Annotated in this window: 17 protein-coding genes and 2 pseudogenes; 14 read left to right on the plus strand and 5 right to left on the minus strand. The window is 72.7% G+C overall.

What is annotated here, in order from left to right; all coding sequences use genetic code 11:
* Positions 1–79 precede the first annotated feature (79 nt).
* Positions 80–364, minus strand: a pseudogene (locus ABGB21_RS15580) (metalloregulator ArsR/SmtB family transcription factor); the annotation flags it as partial.
* A gap of 218 nt (positions 365–582) precedes the next feature.
* Here ABGB21_RS15580 and ABGB21_RS15585 point away from each other — a divergent pair.
* From ABGB21_RS15585 to ABGB21_RS15595, 3 genes are all read left to right on the plus strand, one after another.
* Positions 583–1305, plus strand: coding sequence for an SDR family oxidoreductase (locus tag ABGB21_RS15585; RefSeq protein ID WP_347678352.1), 723 nt, complete (start codon positions 583–585; stop codon positions 1303–1305).
* Between the two features lie 92 nt (positions 1306–1397).
* Positions 1398–2255: a type I methionyl aminopeptidase gene (map, locus tag ABGB21_RS15590; protein ID WP_347652199.1), complete on the plus strand. Its 858-nt coding sequence runs from the start codon at positions 1398–1400 to the stop codon at positions 2253–2255.
* Positions 2252–2962, plus strand: a complete 711-nt coding sequence (locus tag ABGB21_RS15595; RefSeq protein WP_347652198.1) for a VIT1/CCC1 transporter family protein — start codon at positions 2252–2254, stop codon at positions 2960–2962. Before map ends, ABGB21_RS15595 begins: the two co-directional genes overlap by 4 nt.
* Positions 2963–2995: 33 nt before the next feature.
* Here the strand turns inward: ABGB21_RS15595 and ABGB21_RS15600 are convergent, their stop codons facing one another.
* From ABGB21_RS15600 to ABGB21_RS15610, 3 genes are all read right to left on the minus strand, one after another.
* The gene (locus ABGB21_RS15600; RefSeq protein WP_347652251.1) at positions 2996–3478 is read right to left on the minus strand and encodes a nitroreductase/quinone reductase family protein; all 483 of its coding nucleotides are present in this window, start codon (positions 3476–3478) and stop codon (positions 2996–2998) included.
* 114 nt (positions 3479–3592) lie between these two features.
* A complete protein-coding gene (locus ABGB21_RS15605) occupies positions 3593–4015 on the minus strand; it encodes a ferritin-like domain-containing protein (protein WP_347652197.1) in 423 nt (140 codons plus the stop codon).
* 34 nt (positions 4016–4049) lie between these two features.
* Positions 4050–4565, minus strand: coding sequence for a hypothetical protein (locus tag ABGB21_RS15610; protein ID WP_347652196.1), 516 nt, complete (start codon positions 4563–4565; stop codon positions 4050–4052).
* 239 nt (positions 4566–4804) lie between these two features.
* Here ABGB21_RS15610 and rimP point away from each other — a divergent pair, with 239 nt between their 5' ends.
* From rimP to ABGB21_RS15655, 9 genes and pseudogenes are all read left to right on the plus strand, one after another.
* Positions 4805–5512 (plus strand): ribosome maturation factor RimP, encoded by a 708-nt coding sequence (gene rimP, locus ABGB21_RS15615; protein WP_347652195.1) that lies wholly within the window; start codon positions 4805–4807, stop codon positions 5510–5512.
* Complete coding sequence (nusA, locus tag ABGB21_RS15620) at positions 5509–6564, plus strand: transcription termination factor NusA (protein ID WP_347652194.1); 1056 nt, start codon at positions 5509–5511, stop codon at positions 6562–6564. Before rimP ends, nusA begins: the two co-directional genes overlap by 4 nt.
* A 15-nt stretch (positions 6565–6579) precedes the next feature.
* Positions 6580–6925 (plus strand): annotated as a pseudogene (locus ABGB21_RS15625) (YlxR family protein).
* Between the two features lie 93 nt (positions 6926–7018).
* On the plus strand, positions 7019–10027 hold the full coding sequence (gene infB, locus ABGB21_RS15630; protein WP_347678313.1) for a translation initiation factor IF-2: 3009 nt from the start codon (positions 7019–7021) through the stop codon (positions 10025–10027).
* A gap of 131 nt (positions 10028–10158) precedes the next feature.
* Positions 10159–10452, plus strand: a complete 294-nt coding sequence (locus ABGB21_RS15635; protein WP_347678315.1) for a DUF503 domain-containing protein — start codon at positions 10159–10161, stop codon at positions 10450–10452.
* Positions 10453–10614: 162 nt separating this feature from the next.
* On the plus strand, positions 10615–11127 hold the full coding sequence (gene rbfA, locus ABGB21_RS15640; RefSeq protein WP_347652191.1) for a 30S ribosome-binding factor RbfA: 513 nt from the start codon (positions 10615–10617) through the stop codon (positions 11125–11127).
* A gap of 23 nt (positions 11128–11150) precedes the next feature.
* Positions 11151–12215 (plus strand): bifunctional oligoribonuclease/PAP phosphatase NrnA, encoded by a 1065-nt coding sequence (locus ABGB21_RS15645; protein ID WP_347652250.1) that lies wholly within the window; start codon positions 11151–11153, stop codon positions 12213–12215.
* Between the two features lie 55 nt (positions 12216–12270).
* The gene (locus ABGB21_RS15650) at positions 12271–12678 is read left to right on the plus strand and encodes a hypothetical protein (protein ID WP_347652190.1); all 408 of its coding nucleotides are present in this window, start codon (positions 12271–12273) and stop codon (positions 12676–12678) included.
* Complete coding sequence (locus ABGB21_RS15655) at positions 12675–12884, plus strand: DUF6186 family protein (protein ID WP_347652189.1); 210 nt, start codon at positions 12675–12677, stop codon at positions 12882–12884. Before ABGB21_RS15650 ends, ABGB21_RS15655 begins: the two co-directional genes overlap by 4 nt.
* Before the next feature lie 97 nt (positions 12885–12981).
* Here ABGB21_RS15655 and ABGB21_RS15660 read toward each other — a convergent pair whose 3' ends face one another.
* Positions 12982–13368 carry a hypothetical protein gene (locus ABGB21_RS15660; protein ID WP_347652188.1) on the minus strand — a complete coding sequence of 129 codons (387 nt, stop codon included), beginning with the start codon at positions 13366–13368 and terminating at the stop codon, positions 12982–12984.
* Positions 13369–14253: 885 nt separating this feature from the next.
* Here ABGB21_RS15660 and ABGB21_RS15665 point away from each other — a divergent pair.
* Both ABGB21_RS15665 and ABGB21_RS15670 read left to right on the plus strand, forming a co-directional pair.
* Positions 14254–14559, plus strand: coding sequence for a hypothetical protein (locus ABGB21_RS15665; protein WP_347652187.1), 306 nt, complete (start codon positions 14254–14256; stop codon positions 14557–14559).
* Positions 14556–16199, plus strand: a complete 1644-nt coding sequence (locus tag ABGB21_RS15670) for an alpha/beta hydrolase (RefSeq protein WP_347652186.1) — start codon at positions 14556–14558, stop codon at positions 16197–16199. The genes ABGB21_RS15665 and ABGB21_RS15670 overlap by 4 nt, the downstream gene beginning before the upstream one ends.
* The last annotated feature ends 50 nt before the right edge of the window (positions 16200–16249 follow it).

A 16249-nucleotide genomic window follows, 5' to 3' on the forward strand; every position in this document is an offset into this window, starting at 1 on the left:
TCGGACCCGGCGTCGGCTCGACGGTCGGACCCGGCGTCGGCTCGACGGTCAGCGAGGCGAGCAGTTGGGCCTGGCCCTGCAGCATCTCGGTGAGGATGCGTCGGGCCGCCCGCATCAGGTCCGCCACGTCCGGTCCGGCCAGCGCGTAGACGACGTTGGCACCGTCCCGGGTGGAGACCACGATCCCGGCCCGACGCAGCACCGCGAGCTGCTGGGAGAGGTTCGACGCCTCCACCCCGGTCTCGGTGAGCAGGTCCCGTACCGGTCTCGGGCCCTCGCCGAGCAGTTCGAGTACCCGGATCCGGACCGGATGCCCGAGCATCCGGAAGAACTCGGCCTTGGCCTGGTAGAGCGGAACCTGCATGTGAGCAATTGAAGACTCTTTCAATTGCCGGATTGTCGCCGGTCGGGTTTTCGTGATCCAGCTCACTCCGGTGCGTCCACCGGCGGCTGCCTGGCGCCGGTCGCCGTCGGCGAACGCGGTCCAGCACCCGGCGCGACGACACGTCTCGACCACGCCCCGGTACGTCGGGGAGGATGCCGGCAGGACGTGGGAGATCGAGAGGGGTGGCTGCGGTGGCGATGGGTGCGCGACTGGCCGGCCGGGTGGCGGTGGTGACCGGCGCCGGCAGCGGCATCGGGCTTGCGACGGTACGTCGACTCGCCGTCGAGGGAGCCCGGGTGGTCTGTGTCGACATCGCGGCCGAGGAGGGGCGGGCCGCCGCCTGGGAGGTGGACGGGGACTTCGTCGAGTGCGACGTCACCGACGAGACCGCCGTACGCGAACTCCTCGACGGGGTCGCGGCCCGGCACGGGCGGATCGACATCGCCGTCAACACCGCCGGCGTCTCGGCGCCGGACGACGAGGTCAACACCACCGGCGTCCAGCTCTGCTGCCGGTACGTCATCCCGCACATGCGCCGACAGGGCCGTGGGTCGATCGTCAACACCGTCCCGACCCCGACGCCGACCGGATCGGCCGGCAGCCGCCCCGACCACGGTGGGCGAAAGGGCGGGGTGCTGGCGTTGACCCGGGAACTCGGCGTCGAGCTCGCCCGGCAGGGGATCCGGGTCAACGCGGTCTGCCCGGGTCCGGTCGCCACCCCGGCGCTGTCGGAGCTGTTCGCGGCCGACCCGGCGCAGGTGGTTCGGGACCTGTCCGGCGTGCCGATGGGGCGGCTCGGCGAACCGGCCGAGATCGCCGCCGCGATCGCCTTCCTGGCCAGTGACGACGCTTCGTTCGTCACCGCCGCCCGGTTCGCGGTCGACGGCGGGGCCGGCGGGGCGTACCCCGTCCCGCAGTGAGGCGTACCCGCCCCCGGAGTGACCGGCCGGCGCAGCGGCCCCGGCGTCACCACCGGCGTACCGGGCCGGTCAGCGGCGATAGGCTGGAGGTCATGACCGTCCGCGCGCCGCTGACCCCCGGCACCCAGTCTCCGTGGCGCCAGGTGCCGCCGCACATCGTCCGCCCCGAGTACGTCGGCAAGAAGCGGCCGAAGGAGCACCGCGGCTCACACGTGCAGTCCGCCGAGACGATCGAGAAGATGCGGGTCGCCGGCCGGCTCGCCGCCCAGGCCACCCAGCTCGCCGGGGAGTACTGCAAGCCGGGTGTCACCACCGACGAGATCGACAAGGTGGTGCACGAGTTCCTGGTCGACCACGGCGCCTACCCGTCCACGCTCGGCTACAAGGGCTTCCCCAAGTCCTGCTGCACCAGCCTCAACGAGGTGATCTGCCACGGCATCCCCGACTCCACGGTGCTGATGGACGGCGACATCATCAACGTCGACGTCACCGCGTACCTCGACGGGGTGCACGGGGACACCGACGCCACGTTCTGCGTCGGCGAGGTCTCCGACGAGGCCCGACTGCTGGTGGAGCGGACCCACGAGGCGATGATGCGCGGCATCCGGGCGGTCGCCCCGGGACGCCAGATCAACGTGATCGGCCGGGTCATCGAGTCGTACGCCAAGCGGTTCGGCTACGGGGTGGTCCGCGACTTCACCGGGCACGGCATCGGGGAGACCTTCCACAGCGGCCTCTACATCCCGCACTACGACAGCCCCCGCCCGACCGACGTGATGGAACCGGGGATGACCTTCACCATCGAGCCGATGATCACCCTCGGCACCCACGAGTACGACGTCTGGGCCGACGGCTGGACCGTGGTGACGAAGGACCGGCGCTGGACCGCCCAGTTCGAGCACACCATCGTGGTGACCGAGGACGGGCACGAGATCCTCACGCTGCCGTGACCGACGCCACGACCCCGGTCAGCGAACACCACCACGCCGACGTCTCCGGCGGCTGGCTGCGCCCCGCCGTCTTCGGCGCCATGGACGGACTCGTCACCAACATCGCGCTGATCGCCGGGGTGGGTGGCGGTGGGGTGGCGCCCCGCAACATCGTGCTGACCGGCTTCGCCGGCCTGGTCGCCGGCGCGATCTCGATGGGCCTCGGCGAGTACACCAGCGTCCGGTCGCAGAACGAGCAGGTCGCGGCCGAGGTCGACAAGGAACGTCGGGAACTGGAGCGGAACCCCGCGGGGGAGGCCCGCGAACTGGCCGACGTGTGGGTGGACCGTGGGTTGCCCCGTGACCTCGCCGAGCAGGTGGCGGAGGCGCTGCGCCGCAACCCGGAGGAGGCGTTGCGGGTGCACGTACGGGAGGAACTCGGCGTCGACGCCGACGACCGGCCCAGCCCGTGGACCGCCGCGTTCTCGTCCTTCGTCTGCTTCTCCGTCGGCGCGGTGATCCCGCTGATCACCTACCTGCTCGGCTTCGACAGCCTGTGGCTGGCGCTCGGCGTGGGCGGCTTCGGCCTGTTCGTCGCCGGTGCGGTCGTCGCCCGGTTCACCAACCGGAGGTGGTGGATCAGCGGCGGACGGCAGTTGCTGCTCGGCGGCGCGGCCACCGCGGCGACGTACCTGGTCGGACGGCTGATCGGCGTCGGCACCGTCTGAGCCGCCCGGACCGGCTGCCGGACCGGGAGTCCGTCAGTCCGACGCCGTCGGCCGCCGCGGTTCGAGTCGGAACACCCGCAGGTCACGTCCGCCGGCCCGGTGCACGTACGTCTGGTACGCCGGCCACTCGCCGACCAGCAGCCGCCACAGCCGGTCCCGTTCCGCGCCCTCGGCCAGCCGGCCGTGGACCGGGATCTCCCGGCCCCGCACGGTCACCGTCGCGGCCGGGTCGGCGAGCAGGTTCACCGTCCACGCCGGGTGCGTGGTGCGGCCCCAGTTCGAGCCGACGACCACGTACGCGTCTCCGTCGGGTACCGCGAGCAGGGGGGTGCTGCGTGGCTGTCCGGACCGCCGTCCCGTGGTGGTGAGCAGCAGCGACGGCACCATGCCGAGGGCGATCACCCGCCCCCGGGTCAGCCGGGCGACGAGCCGGTCGGCCGGGACCACCAGCGGGGTGCAGGCCGCGAACCAGCGGCTGTGCCCGATCCGGCGGATGAGACGGCCGAACCCGGGCACCGGTCTTTCCAGGGCGGGCATCGTCATAGTGTGCCGGCTCACGTTCGGTAGCCGGTACCGGGCCGAGGGGCCGGCCGTGGACCTCGGCGTACCGCCCGCGTCATCCGGACCGGGTCAGGTGGCCCGCCCCGGGAACGGCACGGTGGCCGGGGTGATCCCGGCCCGCCGCCGCCACCGGGTGGCCCGGACCGCCGCGTCGGTCAGCCCGTCCAGGACCCGGGTCCGCTCCGGTCCCTCGGTGGCCGGCAGCGCGGCCCGCCAGACCCCCGCGGTCCGCTCCTCGACCTCGACCGCCAACCGGAGCGCGCTCGCCTCGTCGGTGACCGGGAACGGCAGGGCGTACGCGGCGGCGGCCGGTGGCACGTCCACGCCCTTCGCGGTGAGCAGCAGGACCAGGCTGTCGCGTCGACTCCGGTGCGCCGCCTCGGCGTCCCGGGCCTGGTCGACCGCCTTGCCCTTGAGGCGTACCCCGATCGGCCCGTACGCGTATACCGCCGCGTGTTCGGCGGCGAGCGCCGCCGCCAACTCCTCCGACATCAGGCCCTCCCCGCCGGTCGGCCGGTGCGTCCGGTCACCGGACCACCTCCAGGTGGGTGGCCCGGGCGGCGGCGATCGAACCGACCAGCGCGGCCCGGTCGGCCGGCGCCTCGGTGCAGGCCTTCTTCGCCGCGTCGCGGCCCTCCTGCTCGGCCTTGCGCAGTTCCCGCAGCACGTCGGCGTCGCTGGTGCCGCCGCCGATCGAGGCCGGTGAGGGGGCGGCGGTCGCGGGCGGCGGTGTGGCGCCGATCACCCGGGCCAGTTCGGTGGCGTGCGCCCGGTGCGCCTCGGCGACCGGGCGCAGCCGGTCGGCCAGCTCGGGGAAGGCGGCGATCGCCGCCTCGTAGCGGGCGGCGAGGTCCAGGGCTCCGGCCATCATCGGCTCGAGCGGGTCGGGTGCGGGCGGGGGTTCGGGCTCACCCTCGAAGAGCCCGCAGCCGGTCAGCGCGCCGGTGGCGCCGACCAGCGCCACCAGGGCGACCGACCGCAGCAGCTCGCGTCGGGACCGCCCGGGCAGGCCGGTGTCCTGGTTCGTGTCTGTGCTCCGCACGCGGCCCAGTCAACACCATCGGTGCCGCCGGTGTGGTCGGCACCGTCATGGTCGGTGCCGGGCGCCCGGATCGCCCCTCGGCCCCGCCCGGGCTGGTGGCGCAGGCCCGTCGTCGGTGCGCCGCCCGGGCCCCGGGCGGGCCAGCGCGTTACGCTCTGCGCAGCCGCCGGACGCTTCCGTCCGGTGGCACGCTGGTATGGCTACCGGAACGTGGCCGGTGGTGAGGAGAGGAGGCGGAGATGACGCAGCGTGGCCGTGTCGCAGGCCGGCCGAGGACGGGCCAGCGCGCCCCTGGGCGCCCCCGTGACGACGCGTCCGCCCGCCGACTCCGGCTCCGTGCCGTGATCGAACCGGTGGTCTCCGCCGCCGGCTACGACCTGGAGGACCTCTCGGTGTCCCGGGCCGGACGACGGTTCGTGGTCCGGGTGGTCGTCGACCACGACGGCGGGATCGACCTGGACGCGGTGGCGGATGTCTCCCGGGCACTGTCCAAGGCGCTCGACCAGGCGGAGGAGAGCGGTGGCGACCTGGTCGCCGGCGAATACCAGCTCGAGGTCAGCTCACCCGGCGTCGACCGGCCGCTGACCCTGCCCCGGCACTGGCGACGCAATGTCGGACGCCTGGTCAAGGTGACGGTGAACCCGTCCGGTGCCGCCGGAGAGGGCGGTACGGAGACCGAGGGGACCGAGCGGCGGGCCCGGCAGCTGACCGGACGGGTGGTCGAGGCGGACGAGCACCGGGTGGTGCTGCGGACCGACGACGGCCAGGCCGAGTGGGCGTACCCCGCCCTCGGCCCGGGCCGGGTCCAGGTGGAATTCAACCGACTCGACGAGATCGCGGACGACGATCTGTTCGACGAGGGCGACGACGATGACTATGACGACGGCGTCGATGCCGAAGACGTCGACGGCGGCGACGACGAAGATGTGGAGGGCGAGGAGCGGTGAACATCGACCTCGCGGCGTTGCGCGCCCTGGAACGCGAGCGGGAGATCCCGTTCGACACGATCCTCGCGGCGATCGAGACCGCGTTGCTGACCGCGTACCGGCACACCGAGGGGGCCCAGGCGCATGCCCGGGTCGAGATCGACCGCCGGACCGGGGCGGCCTCCGTCTACGCCCAGGAGCTGGACGACGAGGGCACCGTGCTGCGGGAGGTGGACGACACTCCGCACGACTTCGGGCGGATCGCCGCGATGACCGCCAAGCAGGTGATCCTGCAGCGGCTCCGGGAGGCCACCGACGAGGTGCACTTCGGCGAGTACGCCGGCCGGGACGGTGACCTGGTCACCGGCATCGTGCAGGCGCACGAGGCGCGGGCCGAGAAGGGCATCGTCTCGGTCGACCTGGGCAAGGTCGAGGCGGTCCTGCCACAGGCCGAGCAGGTCCCCGGCGAGCTGTACGAGCACGGCCAGCGGCTGCGGTGCGTGGTGGTGCACGTGGTGAAGACCTTCCGGGGTCCGCAGATCACCCTGTCCCGTTCCCACCCGAACCTGGTGAAGCGGCTCTTCGCGCTCGAGGTGCCGGAGATCGCCGACGGCACGGTGGAGATCGCCGCGATCGCCCGGGAGGCCGGTCACCGGACCAAGATCGCGGTTCGGTCGACGGTGCCCGGGGTGAACGCCAAGGGCGCCTGCATCGGTCCGATGGGGCAGCGGGTCCGCGCGGTGATGAGCGAACTGCACGGCGAGAAGATCGATATCATCGACTGGTCGGACGACCCGGCGGCGTTTGTCGGCAACGCGCTCTCCCCGGCCAGGGCGCTGCGGGTCGAGGTGGTCGACGCGGCGACCCGGACCGCCCGGGTCACCGTGCCGGATTTCCAGCTTTCCCTGGCGATCGGGCGGGAAGGGCAGAATGCCCGACTTGCTGCCCGTCTCACCGGTTGGCGCATCGACATCCGCCCCGACACCGAACCGGTGCCGAGTCCGGCTCCGGCCGGTCGGCAGGGCGGTGCTGATCACCGGGCAGAGGCGGACGGAGCGATCTCGGCCGGGTAGGGGTAGACTTTCTCAGTGGTACGACGCGCGTGGCCGGAACGCACCTGTGTGGGTTGCCGGCAACGGGCGCCTGCCGGCCAGCTGCTGCGGATCGTCGCGGTCGGCGATGAGGCTGATCACAGCCTCCGACCCGATCCGGCCCGTAGGCTACCGGGACGGGGAGCGCATCTGCATCCTGACCCGGCTTGCCTGACGCTGGCACTGCGGCGTCGCGCCTTCGGGCGGGCACTGCGTATCGCTGGCGTACCCGACGCGAGTGAGTTGGCCGAGCATCTCCATGGCGTCGACACACCCCGACCGGTCACCCGACCGGGCGGGACCGACGCAACGGACCGCAAGCAAGGTAGGACGACCGACATGAGCACACGATGAAGTCCCAGAAATGACCAGGCTTCAAGTGCACGAGTGAGGTCGCTGCGGGTGCTGCCCGCACGACCTCGGAGTGAGGAGTGCAGTGGCAGGCAAGGCCCGCGTACACGAGCTGGCTAAGGAGCTCGGGGTCGAAAGCAAGACCGTTCTCGCCAAGTTGAAGGAGATGGGCGAGTTCGTCAAGTCCGCGTCGAGCACCGTCGAGGCCCCGGTGGCCCGTCGGCTGCGCGGCGCCTTCGTCGCGTCCCAGGAGTCGGCGGCCCCCACGGCCACGCCGGCCCCGCCGACGCCGAAGGCGCCCCCGACGCCGGGTGGTGGCGAGCCCAGGATCTCCGCCAAGCCGGCGCCGCCGCGTCGGATGGTGCCGCCGGCGGCCAAGCCGAAGGGTCCGGTTCCGGGCCCGCCGCAGCCGGCAGCCCCGGTAGCCAAGCCGGCGAGCGCGCACGACATCGAGGTTGCCGCCGCCGAGGCGCGTGCGGCCGCCCTGAAGGCCGAGCAGGAGGCGACCGTCAAGGCCGCCCAGGCGGCTCGGCAGCAACAGCAGCAGCGTGGTGACACCGCCCGGCCGGAGCGTCCGGCCGACGGTGGCACCGGCACGGCCCGGCCGAAGCCGGGACCGGGCGCCATGCCGCCCCGGCCGGGTTCCCCGGCCGCGGGGCGTCCGACGGCACCCGGCGCGCCGACCCCCGGCCCCGGCCGGCCCGGTGCCCGCCCGCCGGCCCGTAGCGGCGGCAACAACCCGTTCGGCATCACGCCGGGTGGGCAGCGTCCGGCCGCCTCCGGCGGTCCCCGGCCCAACCCGGCGAACATGCCGCCGCGGCCCAGCCCGGCGTCGATGCCGCCGCGGCCCAGCCCGGCGTCGATGCCGACGCAGCGTCCGGGTCGCCCCGGTGGCGGCCCCGGCCGTCCCGGTGGTCCCGGTGGCGGTGCCGGTCGTCCCGGTGGCGGTGGCGGTGGCTTCCGTGGCGGTCCCGGTGGCGGCGGCGGTGGCGGTGGCTTCCGTGGCGGTCCCGGTGGCGGCGGCGGTGCCGGTGGCGGCTTCCGTGGCGGTCCCGGTGGGGGCGCCGGCGGTGCCGGCGGTGGTTTCCGGGGTGGTCCCGGTGGCGGTGGCGCACCGGCCGGTGGCGGAGGACGTCCCGGTGGCGGCGGCCGTGGTCGTGGCGGCGGTGCCGCGGGTGCCTTCGGGCGTCCGGGTGGCCGGCCGACCCGGGGTCGGAAGTCCAAGAAGCAGCGCAGACAGGAATTCGACAACCTGTCGGCGCCGACCATGAGCTCGGGCGCTCCGCGCGGCCAGGGCCAGGTCATCCGGCTGCCGCGTGGTGCGTCGTTGTCCGATGTCGCAGACAAGATCAACGCGAACCCCGGTTCGCTGGTCCAGGAGATGTTCAACCTGGGCGAGATGGTCACCGCGACCCAGTCGTGCTCGGACGACACCCTGCAGATTCTCGGCGAGCACCTCGGCTTCGACATCCAGATCGTCAGCCCCGAGGACGAGGACCGTGAGCTGCTGGCCCAGTTCAACATCGACCTGGACGCCGAGGTCGCCTCGGACCGGCTGGTCAGCCGTCCGCCGGTGGTGACCGTGATGGGTCACGTCGACCACGGTAAGACCAAGCTGCTCGACGCGATCCGCAAGGCGAACGTGGTCGAGGGCGAGGCCGGTGGCATCACCCAGCACATCGGTGCCTACCAGGTGCACGTGCCGCACGAGGGCGAGGAACGGGCGATCACCTTCATCGACACCCCGGGTCACGAGGCGTTCACCGCCATGCGTGCCCGTGGTGCCCAGGTGACCGACATCGTCATCCTGGTGGTTGCCGCCGACGACGGCGTCATGCCGCAGACGATCGAGGCGCTCAACCACGCCAAGGCGGCCGACGTACCGATCGTGGTGGCGGTCAACAAGGTCGACAAGCCCGACGCCAACCCGGACAAGGTCCGCCAGCAGTTGACCGAATACGGTCTGGTCGCCGAGGAGTACGGCGGCGACACCATGTTCGTCAACGTGGCGGCCAAGCCCGGCATCGGCATCGAGGACCTGCTCGAGGCCGTCCTGCTCACCGCCGACGCGTCGCTGGAGCTGACCGCTCCGATCGACGGGCCGGCCCAGGGCGTGGCGATCGAGGCGCACCTCGACAAGGGGCGCGGCGCGGTGGCCACGGTGCTGGTGCAGAAGGGCACCCTGCGGGCCGGCGACTCGATCGTCGCCGGTGGGGCGCACGGCCGGGTCCGGGCCATGCTGGACGAGAACGGCAAGCCGGTCCCCGAGGCCGGTCCGGCACGTCCGGTCATGGTGCTCGGTCTGACCGCGGTACCGGGAGCGGGTGACACCTTCCTGGCCGCCGAGGACGACCGCACGGTCCGGCAGATCGCCGAGCAGCGGCAGGCCCGACGGAGGGCGGCGGCGTTCGCCAACTCCCACCGGCGGCCCAGCCTCGAGACGATCATGGAGCAGCTCAAGGAGGGCGAGAAGACCTCGCTCAACCTGGTGCTCAAGGGCGACGGCTCCGGTTCGGTGGAGGCCCTGGAGGACGCGCTGTTCAAGCTCGACATTCCGGAGGAGGTCCAGCTGCGGATCATCCACCGGGGTGTCGGTGCGATCACCGAGAGCGACGTGATGCTGGCCAGTGCCTCGTCCGAGGCGGTGACCATCATCGGGTTCAACGTCCGGGCCTCCAACAAGGTCCGGGAGATCGCCGACCGCGAGGGTGTGGAGATCCGGTACTACACGGTCATCTACCAGGCCCTGGAGGAGATCGACGCGGCCCTCAAGGGTCTGCTCAAGCCGGAGTTCGAGGAGGTCGAGCTGGGCACCGCGGAGATCCGCGACGTGTTCCGCTCGTCCAAGATCGGCAATATCGCCGGTTGTATCGTCCGGTCGGGTGTCATCCGCCGCAACGCCAAGGCGCGGCTGCTGCGCGACGGGGCGGTCGTGGCCGACAACGTCACGATCAGCTCGCTCAAGCGGTTCAAGGACGACGCCACCGAGGTCCGCGAGGGCTTCGAGTGCGGTCTGACGTTGAGCAACTTCAACAACGTCCAGGTCGGTGACATCATCGAGACGTTCGAGATGCGCGAGAAGCCGCGCGCCTGATCGATGTCGACACCGGTGGCCGGGACCCGTACGGGCCCCGGCCACCGGTGTTTCCACGCCCGGTCGCGGCGTACCCGGGGCCACCGAAAAGGTGGAGATCACGGGGCGGTCGATGCCGTACTGTTCCCGCCGTGTACACCGGAACCGCCGTTTTTGACGTCCTCCTGCCCGGCGACTCACGCTCGTTGAAGGCGAAGAGGTCCTATGTTCGTCCCATTGTCGCCGCCCTGCGCCGGTTCGAGGTCTCGGCGGCCGAGGTGGGTGATGTCGACCTGCACGGCCGGGCCCGGATCGCGGTCGCCCTGGTCGCCTCCGAGGCACACCACGTCGGCGAGGTGCTCGACGCCTGCGAGCGTCTGGTCGCCGGACGACCGGAGGTCGAGTTGCTCTCCGTGCGCCGGCGGTTGCACGGCGAAGATGACTGACCCGTCGTACCCGGGGCCGAAGCCGGCGGGGGTCGCGGATGCCGACGGCGGCGACGCGGCCCCCGGCCACGCGGGTAGTGTTCACCAGGTCGGCCGGTCCGGCCGCGGCGCCTGGCGCGCCGCCGGTCCGGCCCGGGAGCAGGACGCCGTGGAGGTGCGGAGATGACGGACCCGGCCAAGGTGCGCCGGCACGCGGAGCGCGTGCGGGAGCTGGTGGCTTCGGTGGTGCGTACCCAGATCAAGGATCCCCGACTCGGCATGATCACCATCACCGACGCGCGGATCACGCCCGACCTGCGGGAGGCGACGGTCTACTACACCGTGCTCGGCGACGCCGCCGAGCAGGCGTCCACCGCCGCCGCGCTGGAGAGCGCCAAGGGTTTGCTGCGCAGCACCGTGGGCAAGGCCCTCGGGCTGCGCCACTCGCCGACCCTGGCGTTTGTCCTCGACAACGTGCAGGACCAGGTCAAGCACATCGACGACCTGCTGGCGGCGGCCCGCAACGCGGACGCGGAGGTGCAGCGGCTGGCGGCCCAGGCGGAGTACGCGGGCGAGCCGCAGCCGTACCGGGTCGACGAGGACGACGAGACGGACGAGGGCGACGAGACCGTGGACGGCGAGCGGGGCACCGCCGCCGCCCCGCCGCCCGCCGACGGTGCCGGTGACCGGCGGTGAGCGGCGGCGCCCTGCTCGCTGACGTGGCAGCCACCCCGACGGCGCCGCAGCCGACCGAGGCCGAGTGGGCGGCGGCGGTCGACGCGGTCGGCCGCCTGCTGGCCGGCGACGGCCGGATCCTGCTGGTCTGCCACGTCAACCCGGACGGGGACGCGCTGGGCAGCATGCTCGGCTTCGGACTCGGGCTGCGCCGACTCGGCGTACGACAACTCCAGGCGACCTTCCCGGGCCGACCGGAGGTGCCGGAACCGTTCCGGAGCATGCCCGGGCTGGACCTGCTGGTCCCGGCGACCGAGGCGTACCCGGATCCGGACCTGGTGATCTGCTTCGACATCGCGGCGGTCTCCCGCCTCGGCGACCTGGTCGACCGGCTCGACCGGGCCGGTACGTCGCTGGTCCTCGACCACCACGCCTCGAACACCCGGTTCGGCCGGACCAACCTGGTCGACCCGTTCGCCGCGGCCACCTCGGTGGTGGTGGAGCAGCTGCTCGACCGGCTCGGCGCGCCGCTGGACCGGGAGATCGCCGAGTGCCTCTACATCGCGCTCGCCACCGACACCGGCTCGTTCCGCTTCGACATGACCACCCCGGCCGTGCACGAGATGGCCGCCCGGCTGCTCGCCACCGGCCTGCGACCCGGGGAGATCTCCCAGCGGATCTTCGACACCCGACCGTACGGGGCCGTCCGGCTCTACGGTGACGTGCTGGCGCGTGCCCAGCTCGAACCGCTGGCGGTCGGCGGCCTGGGACTGGTCTGGACGTACGCCACGCTGGAGGACCTGGCCCGGCACGGGCAGCGCCCGTACACGCTCGAACCCCTGATCGACTCGGTGCGCTGCACCGCCGAGGCCGACGTGAGCTTCGTCCTGAAGCAGGTCGCCGAGGCCGAGTGGGCGGTCTCGATGCGCAGCAAGGGCGCCACGGACGTGAGCCGGGTCGCGGTCGCGCTCGGCGGTGGCGGTCACCGGCTGGCGGCCGGGTTCACCGCGTACGGGTCGGTGCCGGACGTGGTCGACACGATCCGGGCCGAGTTGGCCCGGGGTACGGGCGATCCGGGGCGGACCGGGACTGACCTGCAAGATCAGTAGTGGCGGGGCTGGCGTCGCGCTTCCCGCTCGGCGCCGGCCCGGGGACAATCGGCTCATGGAACAGCAACCGGAGCTCTCCGCCGATGTGCCCCGGGCCTGGGACCGACCGGTCTTCTCGGTTCCGATCCTCGTCTTCCTCTCGCTGATCGGAGGCCAGTTCGCCTCCTTCTCGGCCGCGGCCAACCTCTACTCGATCGGGCTGGGTGGGGCGCTGGCCTGGGTGGGTCTGTCTCCCCGGATCCCCCGCCGGGCGGTGCCGGCACGGCTGGGACCGGGCGCCCGCTGGTGGCTGCTGCCGATCCTGATCTTCGGGGTCTTCGAGGCGGCGACCTTCATGCTCGGCTCTCGGGACGACTTCCCGACCTTCTCCAAGCTCGCCGACCCGCTGCTGGAGGACTCGCTCGCCCGGTCCGCGGCGTACTTCGCGTGGCTCTCGGCGTTCTGGGGGCTGGTGCGCCGATGAGGCAACTCGCGATCGCCGGCTTCGTCGGCGCCCTGGTGCTGCTTGTCGTGGTGGAGTGGACGGCCCGGCGCGAAGGGTCCCGGATTCCCACCCTCGGCGACGTCTGTGCCTACGTGATGCGGTACGAGGTCGGCCCGGTGCCGGTCGGCCGGATCGCCGTGATCGGCTTCTGGTGGTGGATGGGCTGGCATTTCTTCGCCCGCTGACGTGACGCCCGGTTGTGATGACGGTTGCCGGGGCGCCGGGCCTGCCTGACGAAGGGCGCGCCGAACCCGGTCCGTCCCCGGCGGGGTGGCACCCGGGTCAGAGCGTCGGCCGACGGCCGGGGAGCTCGCGGACCGCGGCCAGGAACCGGGCCTGGTCGCCACGGGGCGCCGGGTTGACGATCCGGATCCACGACCCGTCGTCGAAGACGATGGTGGACGGGAACCGCACCAGCCGGGTGCTGCCGTGCTCGGAGTCGATCCGGGCCGCCCGGCTGCGTGCCACGCTCCACAGCAGCCGGGGGCGGCGTCGGTCCGGCCGCCCCTCGGGAGGACGGAGCCCCATCCGCAGCAGGTGCAGGTGGGTGTCGGGCTCGTCACTCGTCCGGAACTCGTCGCGCAGCTCGCGGGCCCGGTCCCGGGTGGTCCGGGCACTGTCCCGTACCGCGCCGACGAACCGTCCGAGTCGCTCCCACGCCTCCGACACGTCGTCCCTCCCTCCCTCCCTCCCTCGACCGGCCGGGCGGTTCGGCCCGGTGGTGGCTGCCGGACATTCTGGCCGACCCGGGCCGGCGGTGGGTGCCGGGTGGGGCGCCGCGGCCGGCGGGAGCCCGGCGTACGACGGGCGCCGTACCCGATCTCCGCCCGGTGCCGTTGTAGGGGAGTCCGCTGAACTGCGGTTACGGTCAACTGGCGTCCCGGATCGCGGGAATGGTGTACAGGATGTGGACCTGAACGATAACTTGGGTAGTGGAACTGAACGATACCTAGGGTCGGGTTGCGCGCTCCACCCGAGCTGGTCACCCGACGACCACGCACACCGTCCGCCCTCCAGGGTCAACCGACCCGGGCTCACGCTGCCCTGGCCTGGCGACCGTCCGGCGATCCCGGACCCGCTGCCGAGGCGCCACAGCAGACCCCGCCGCAGCGGGTGCGGCAGACGCCGCGCCACGTGCCCTGGAAGGAGCCATCCCATGGCGGCAAAGCCCAGCAAGCCCAAGCCCGACAACACCGACGAGGCCCGCGAGCAGGCCCGGCGCGCCCTCCAGATCTCCATGGACACCCGTCAGTGACCGGTGTCGAGGTGGGCTGACGGACGGGCCTCAGGGCGTCGTCGCCCTGCGACGACGGGATCCACGATCCAGACTCGTCGACCCGTCCGTCCGTCCGCACCGCACCGCACCGCGGCGGGACGACGGCCGCCCGCGCCGGCTTGCGCGCCGGCCGGGGTGCACCGAACCCGACGTCGTCCGGTGGTGTCGGCACCGTCCGTACGGATGGTGATCGCCAAGGGTTCGACGTTGGTATATTCCGTCCCCGGGAGACCAACGTGACCGGATGACCCCGGTCGCGGGCCTTGCGGGGAGGCGACATGAGTCAACCGGTAAGGGTGAACGTGCCCGGCCTGCGCTCACTCGGCGGTGAGATCGTCGGTCACGGCACCGAGTTGAGATCCGACGTCAGGTCGGTGGAGGGCCGGCTGGTGCCCGGGGCCGGCGGAGCCGGCTGGGCGACCGCGGAGGCGACCCAACGGGCCGCGGACGGCTGGGAGTCGTACCTCAACGGTCTCGGCGGCCGGATCGAGGCGTCCGGCCAGTCGCTGATCGACGCGGCGAACAACTACACGGCCTCGGACGACCGAGCGGGACAGCGGCAGGGTCGGGTACGCGCCCGATGAGCGGCGGAATCACCTTCGAGATGCTGCTGAACGCCGATCCGGAGGTGTGGCGCCGGGCGGCGCAGGGCTGGGACCAGCTCGGTCGCCGCGCCGACGACCGGTCGGACGACTACGCCAGCTCGGCACGGCGGATCCCGGACGTCTGGGAGTCCGGCCCGGCGGCGAGCGCTGCCCAGCAGCACTGCGACGGGCTGCGCAAGGAGCTGGAGACCGTGTTCCCGCCGGTGTCGACGATCGCGCAGACGCTGGCGCAGCACGCCAACGACGTCTCGGAACTGCGCACCCGGGCACAGGACCTGGTGACACAGGGGCGGGCGGCACACGTCACGATCAACCCCGACGGGTCGATGACGATGGACCCGGCGCACGCCAACGAGTGGACCGCCCGCGCGATGTCGCAACTCGTCTGGCAACGGGACGCGCTGCTGCGGCAGGCCGCGGAGCTGGACGGGCGGGCCGCGCGGGCCATCGCGGAGAACACCGCGACCGCCTCCGGCACTCCGATGTCGAAGGTCGACCGGTCGACGGTGCCCGGCAAGGGGACCGACCCGGCCGAGGTGAAGCGCTGGTGGGACTCGTTGACCCCGGCGCAGCGGCGGTACGTGACCGCCGAGTACCCCGAGCTGGTCGGGGCGCTGGACGGCGTACCGGTGGCCAGCCGCGACGTGGCCAACCGGATCGTGCTGGACCGGGAGCAGGACGCGCTCACCGCCCGACGCGACGAACTCGACAACCGCGAGGCGTACATCCGGTCGATGGTCGAGCAGGGGCGGGGCGCGGAGCTGTATCCGGGCGAGTCGAACAAGGTCGGTGCGGCGCTGACGGAACTCGACCGGATCCGGGAGGAGCGGGAGCGGATCGACCGCAACCTGCGCGGCCTGGACAGGATCACCGACCGGCTGGAGGACCCGGACCGGCCACGGGCGTACCTGATCGGACTCTCCACGGCCGACGACGGACGGGCGATCGTGTCGGTGGGCAATCCGGACGCCGCCGACAACGTGCTGACGTACGTGCCGGGGACCGGGGTGGAGCTGTCGAAAGTCGGGGGCGAGCTCAACCGGAACGACCACATGGCCGCCGACGCGCGGGTGGCCGACCCGTCGGCGGAGACCGCATCGATCATGTGGCTCGGCTACGACGCGCCGGACTCGATCGCCTGGAACGCGCCGTTCGACGGCTCCGCCGAGGGCGGCGCCCCACACCTGGACCGGTTCCAGGACGGGCTGCGGGTCACCCACGACGGTGAGCCGTCCCGCAACGTGGTGCTCGGGCACAGCTACGGTTCGACGGTGATCGGGCACACCGCCCAGCAGGGGAACGGCATCAACGCCGACGCCCTGGTCTTCGTCGGCTCGCCCGGCGTCGACACCAACTCGGCGAGCGACCTCAGGGGCGTGCCGACCTCCGAGGTGTGGGCCACCCGGGCCGAACACGACGTCATCAGGCGGGTGCCGGACTGGGACATCGCGCACGGCAACGACCCGACCCGGGAGGACTTCGGCGGGCGGGTCTTCACCAGTGATCCGGGCGACCCGGACAACGAGGGAAAGACCCACTCGGCGTACTGGGACGAGGCCAACCTGGCCCGGGAGAACATCGCCCTGATCGTCACGGGTCAGACGGGCAAGGTCAGTTGACGGACGTACGGGGCTGGCGGAGGGTGGCGCTGGTGGCGACGGTCGTCGTC

Origin of the sequence: Plantactinospora sp. B24E8, from assembly GCF_039871735.1 — a bacterium.
In the GTDB taxonomy this organism is placed as follows: Bacteria; Actinomycetota; Actinomycetes; order Mycobacteriales; family Micromonosporaceae; genus Plantactinospora.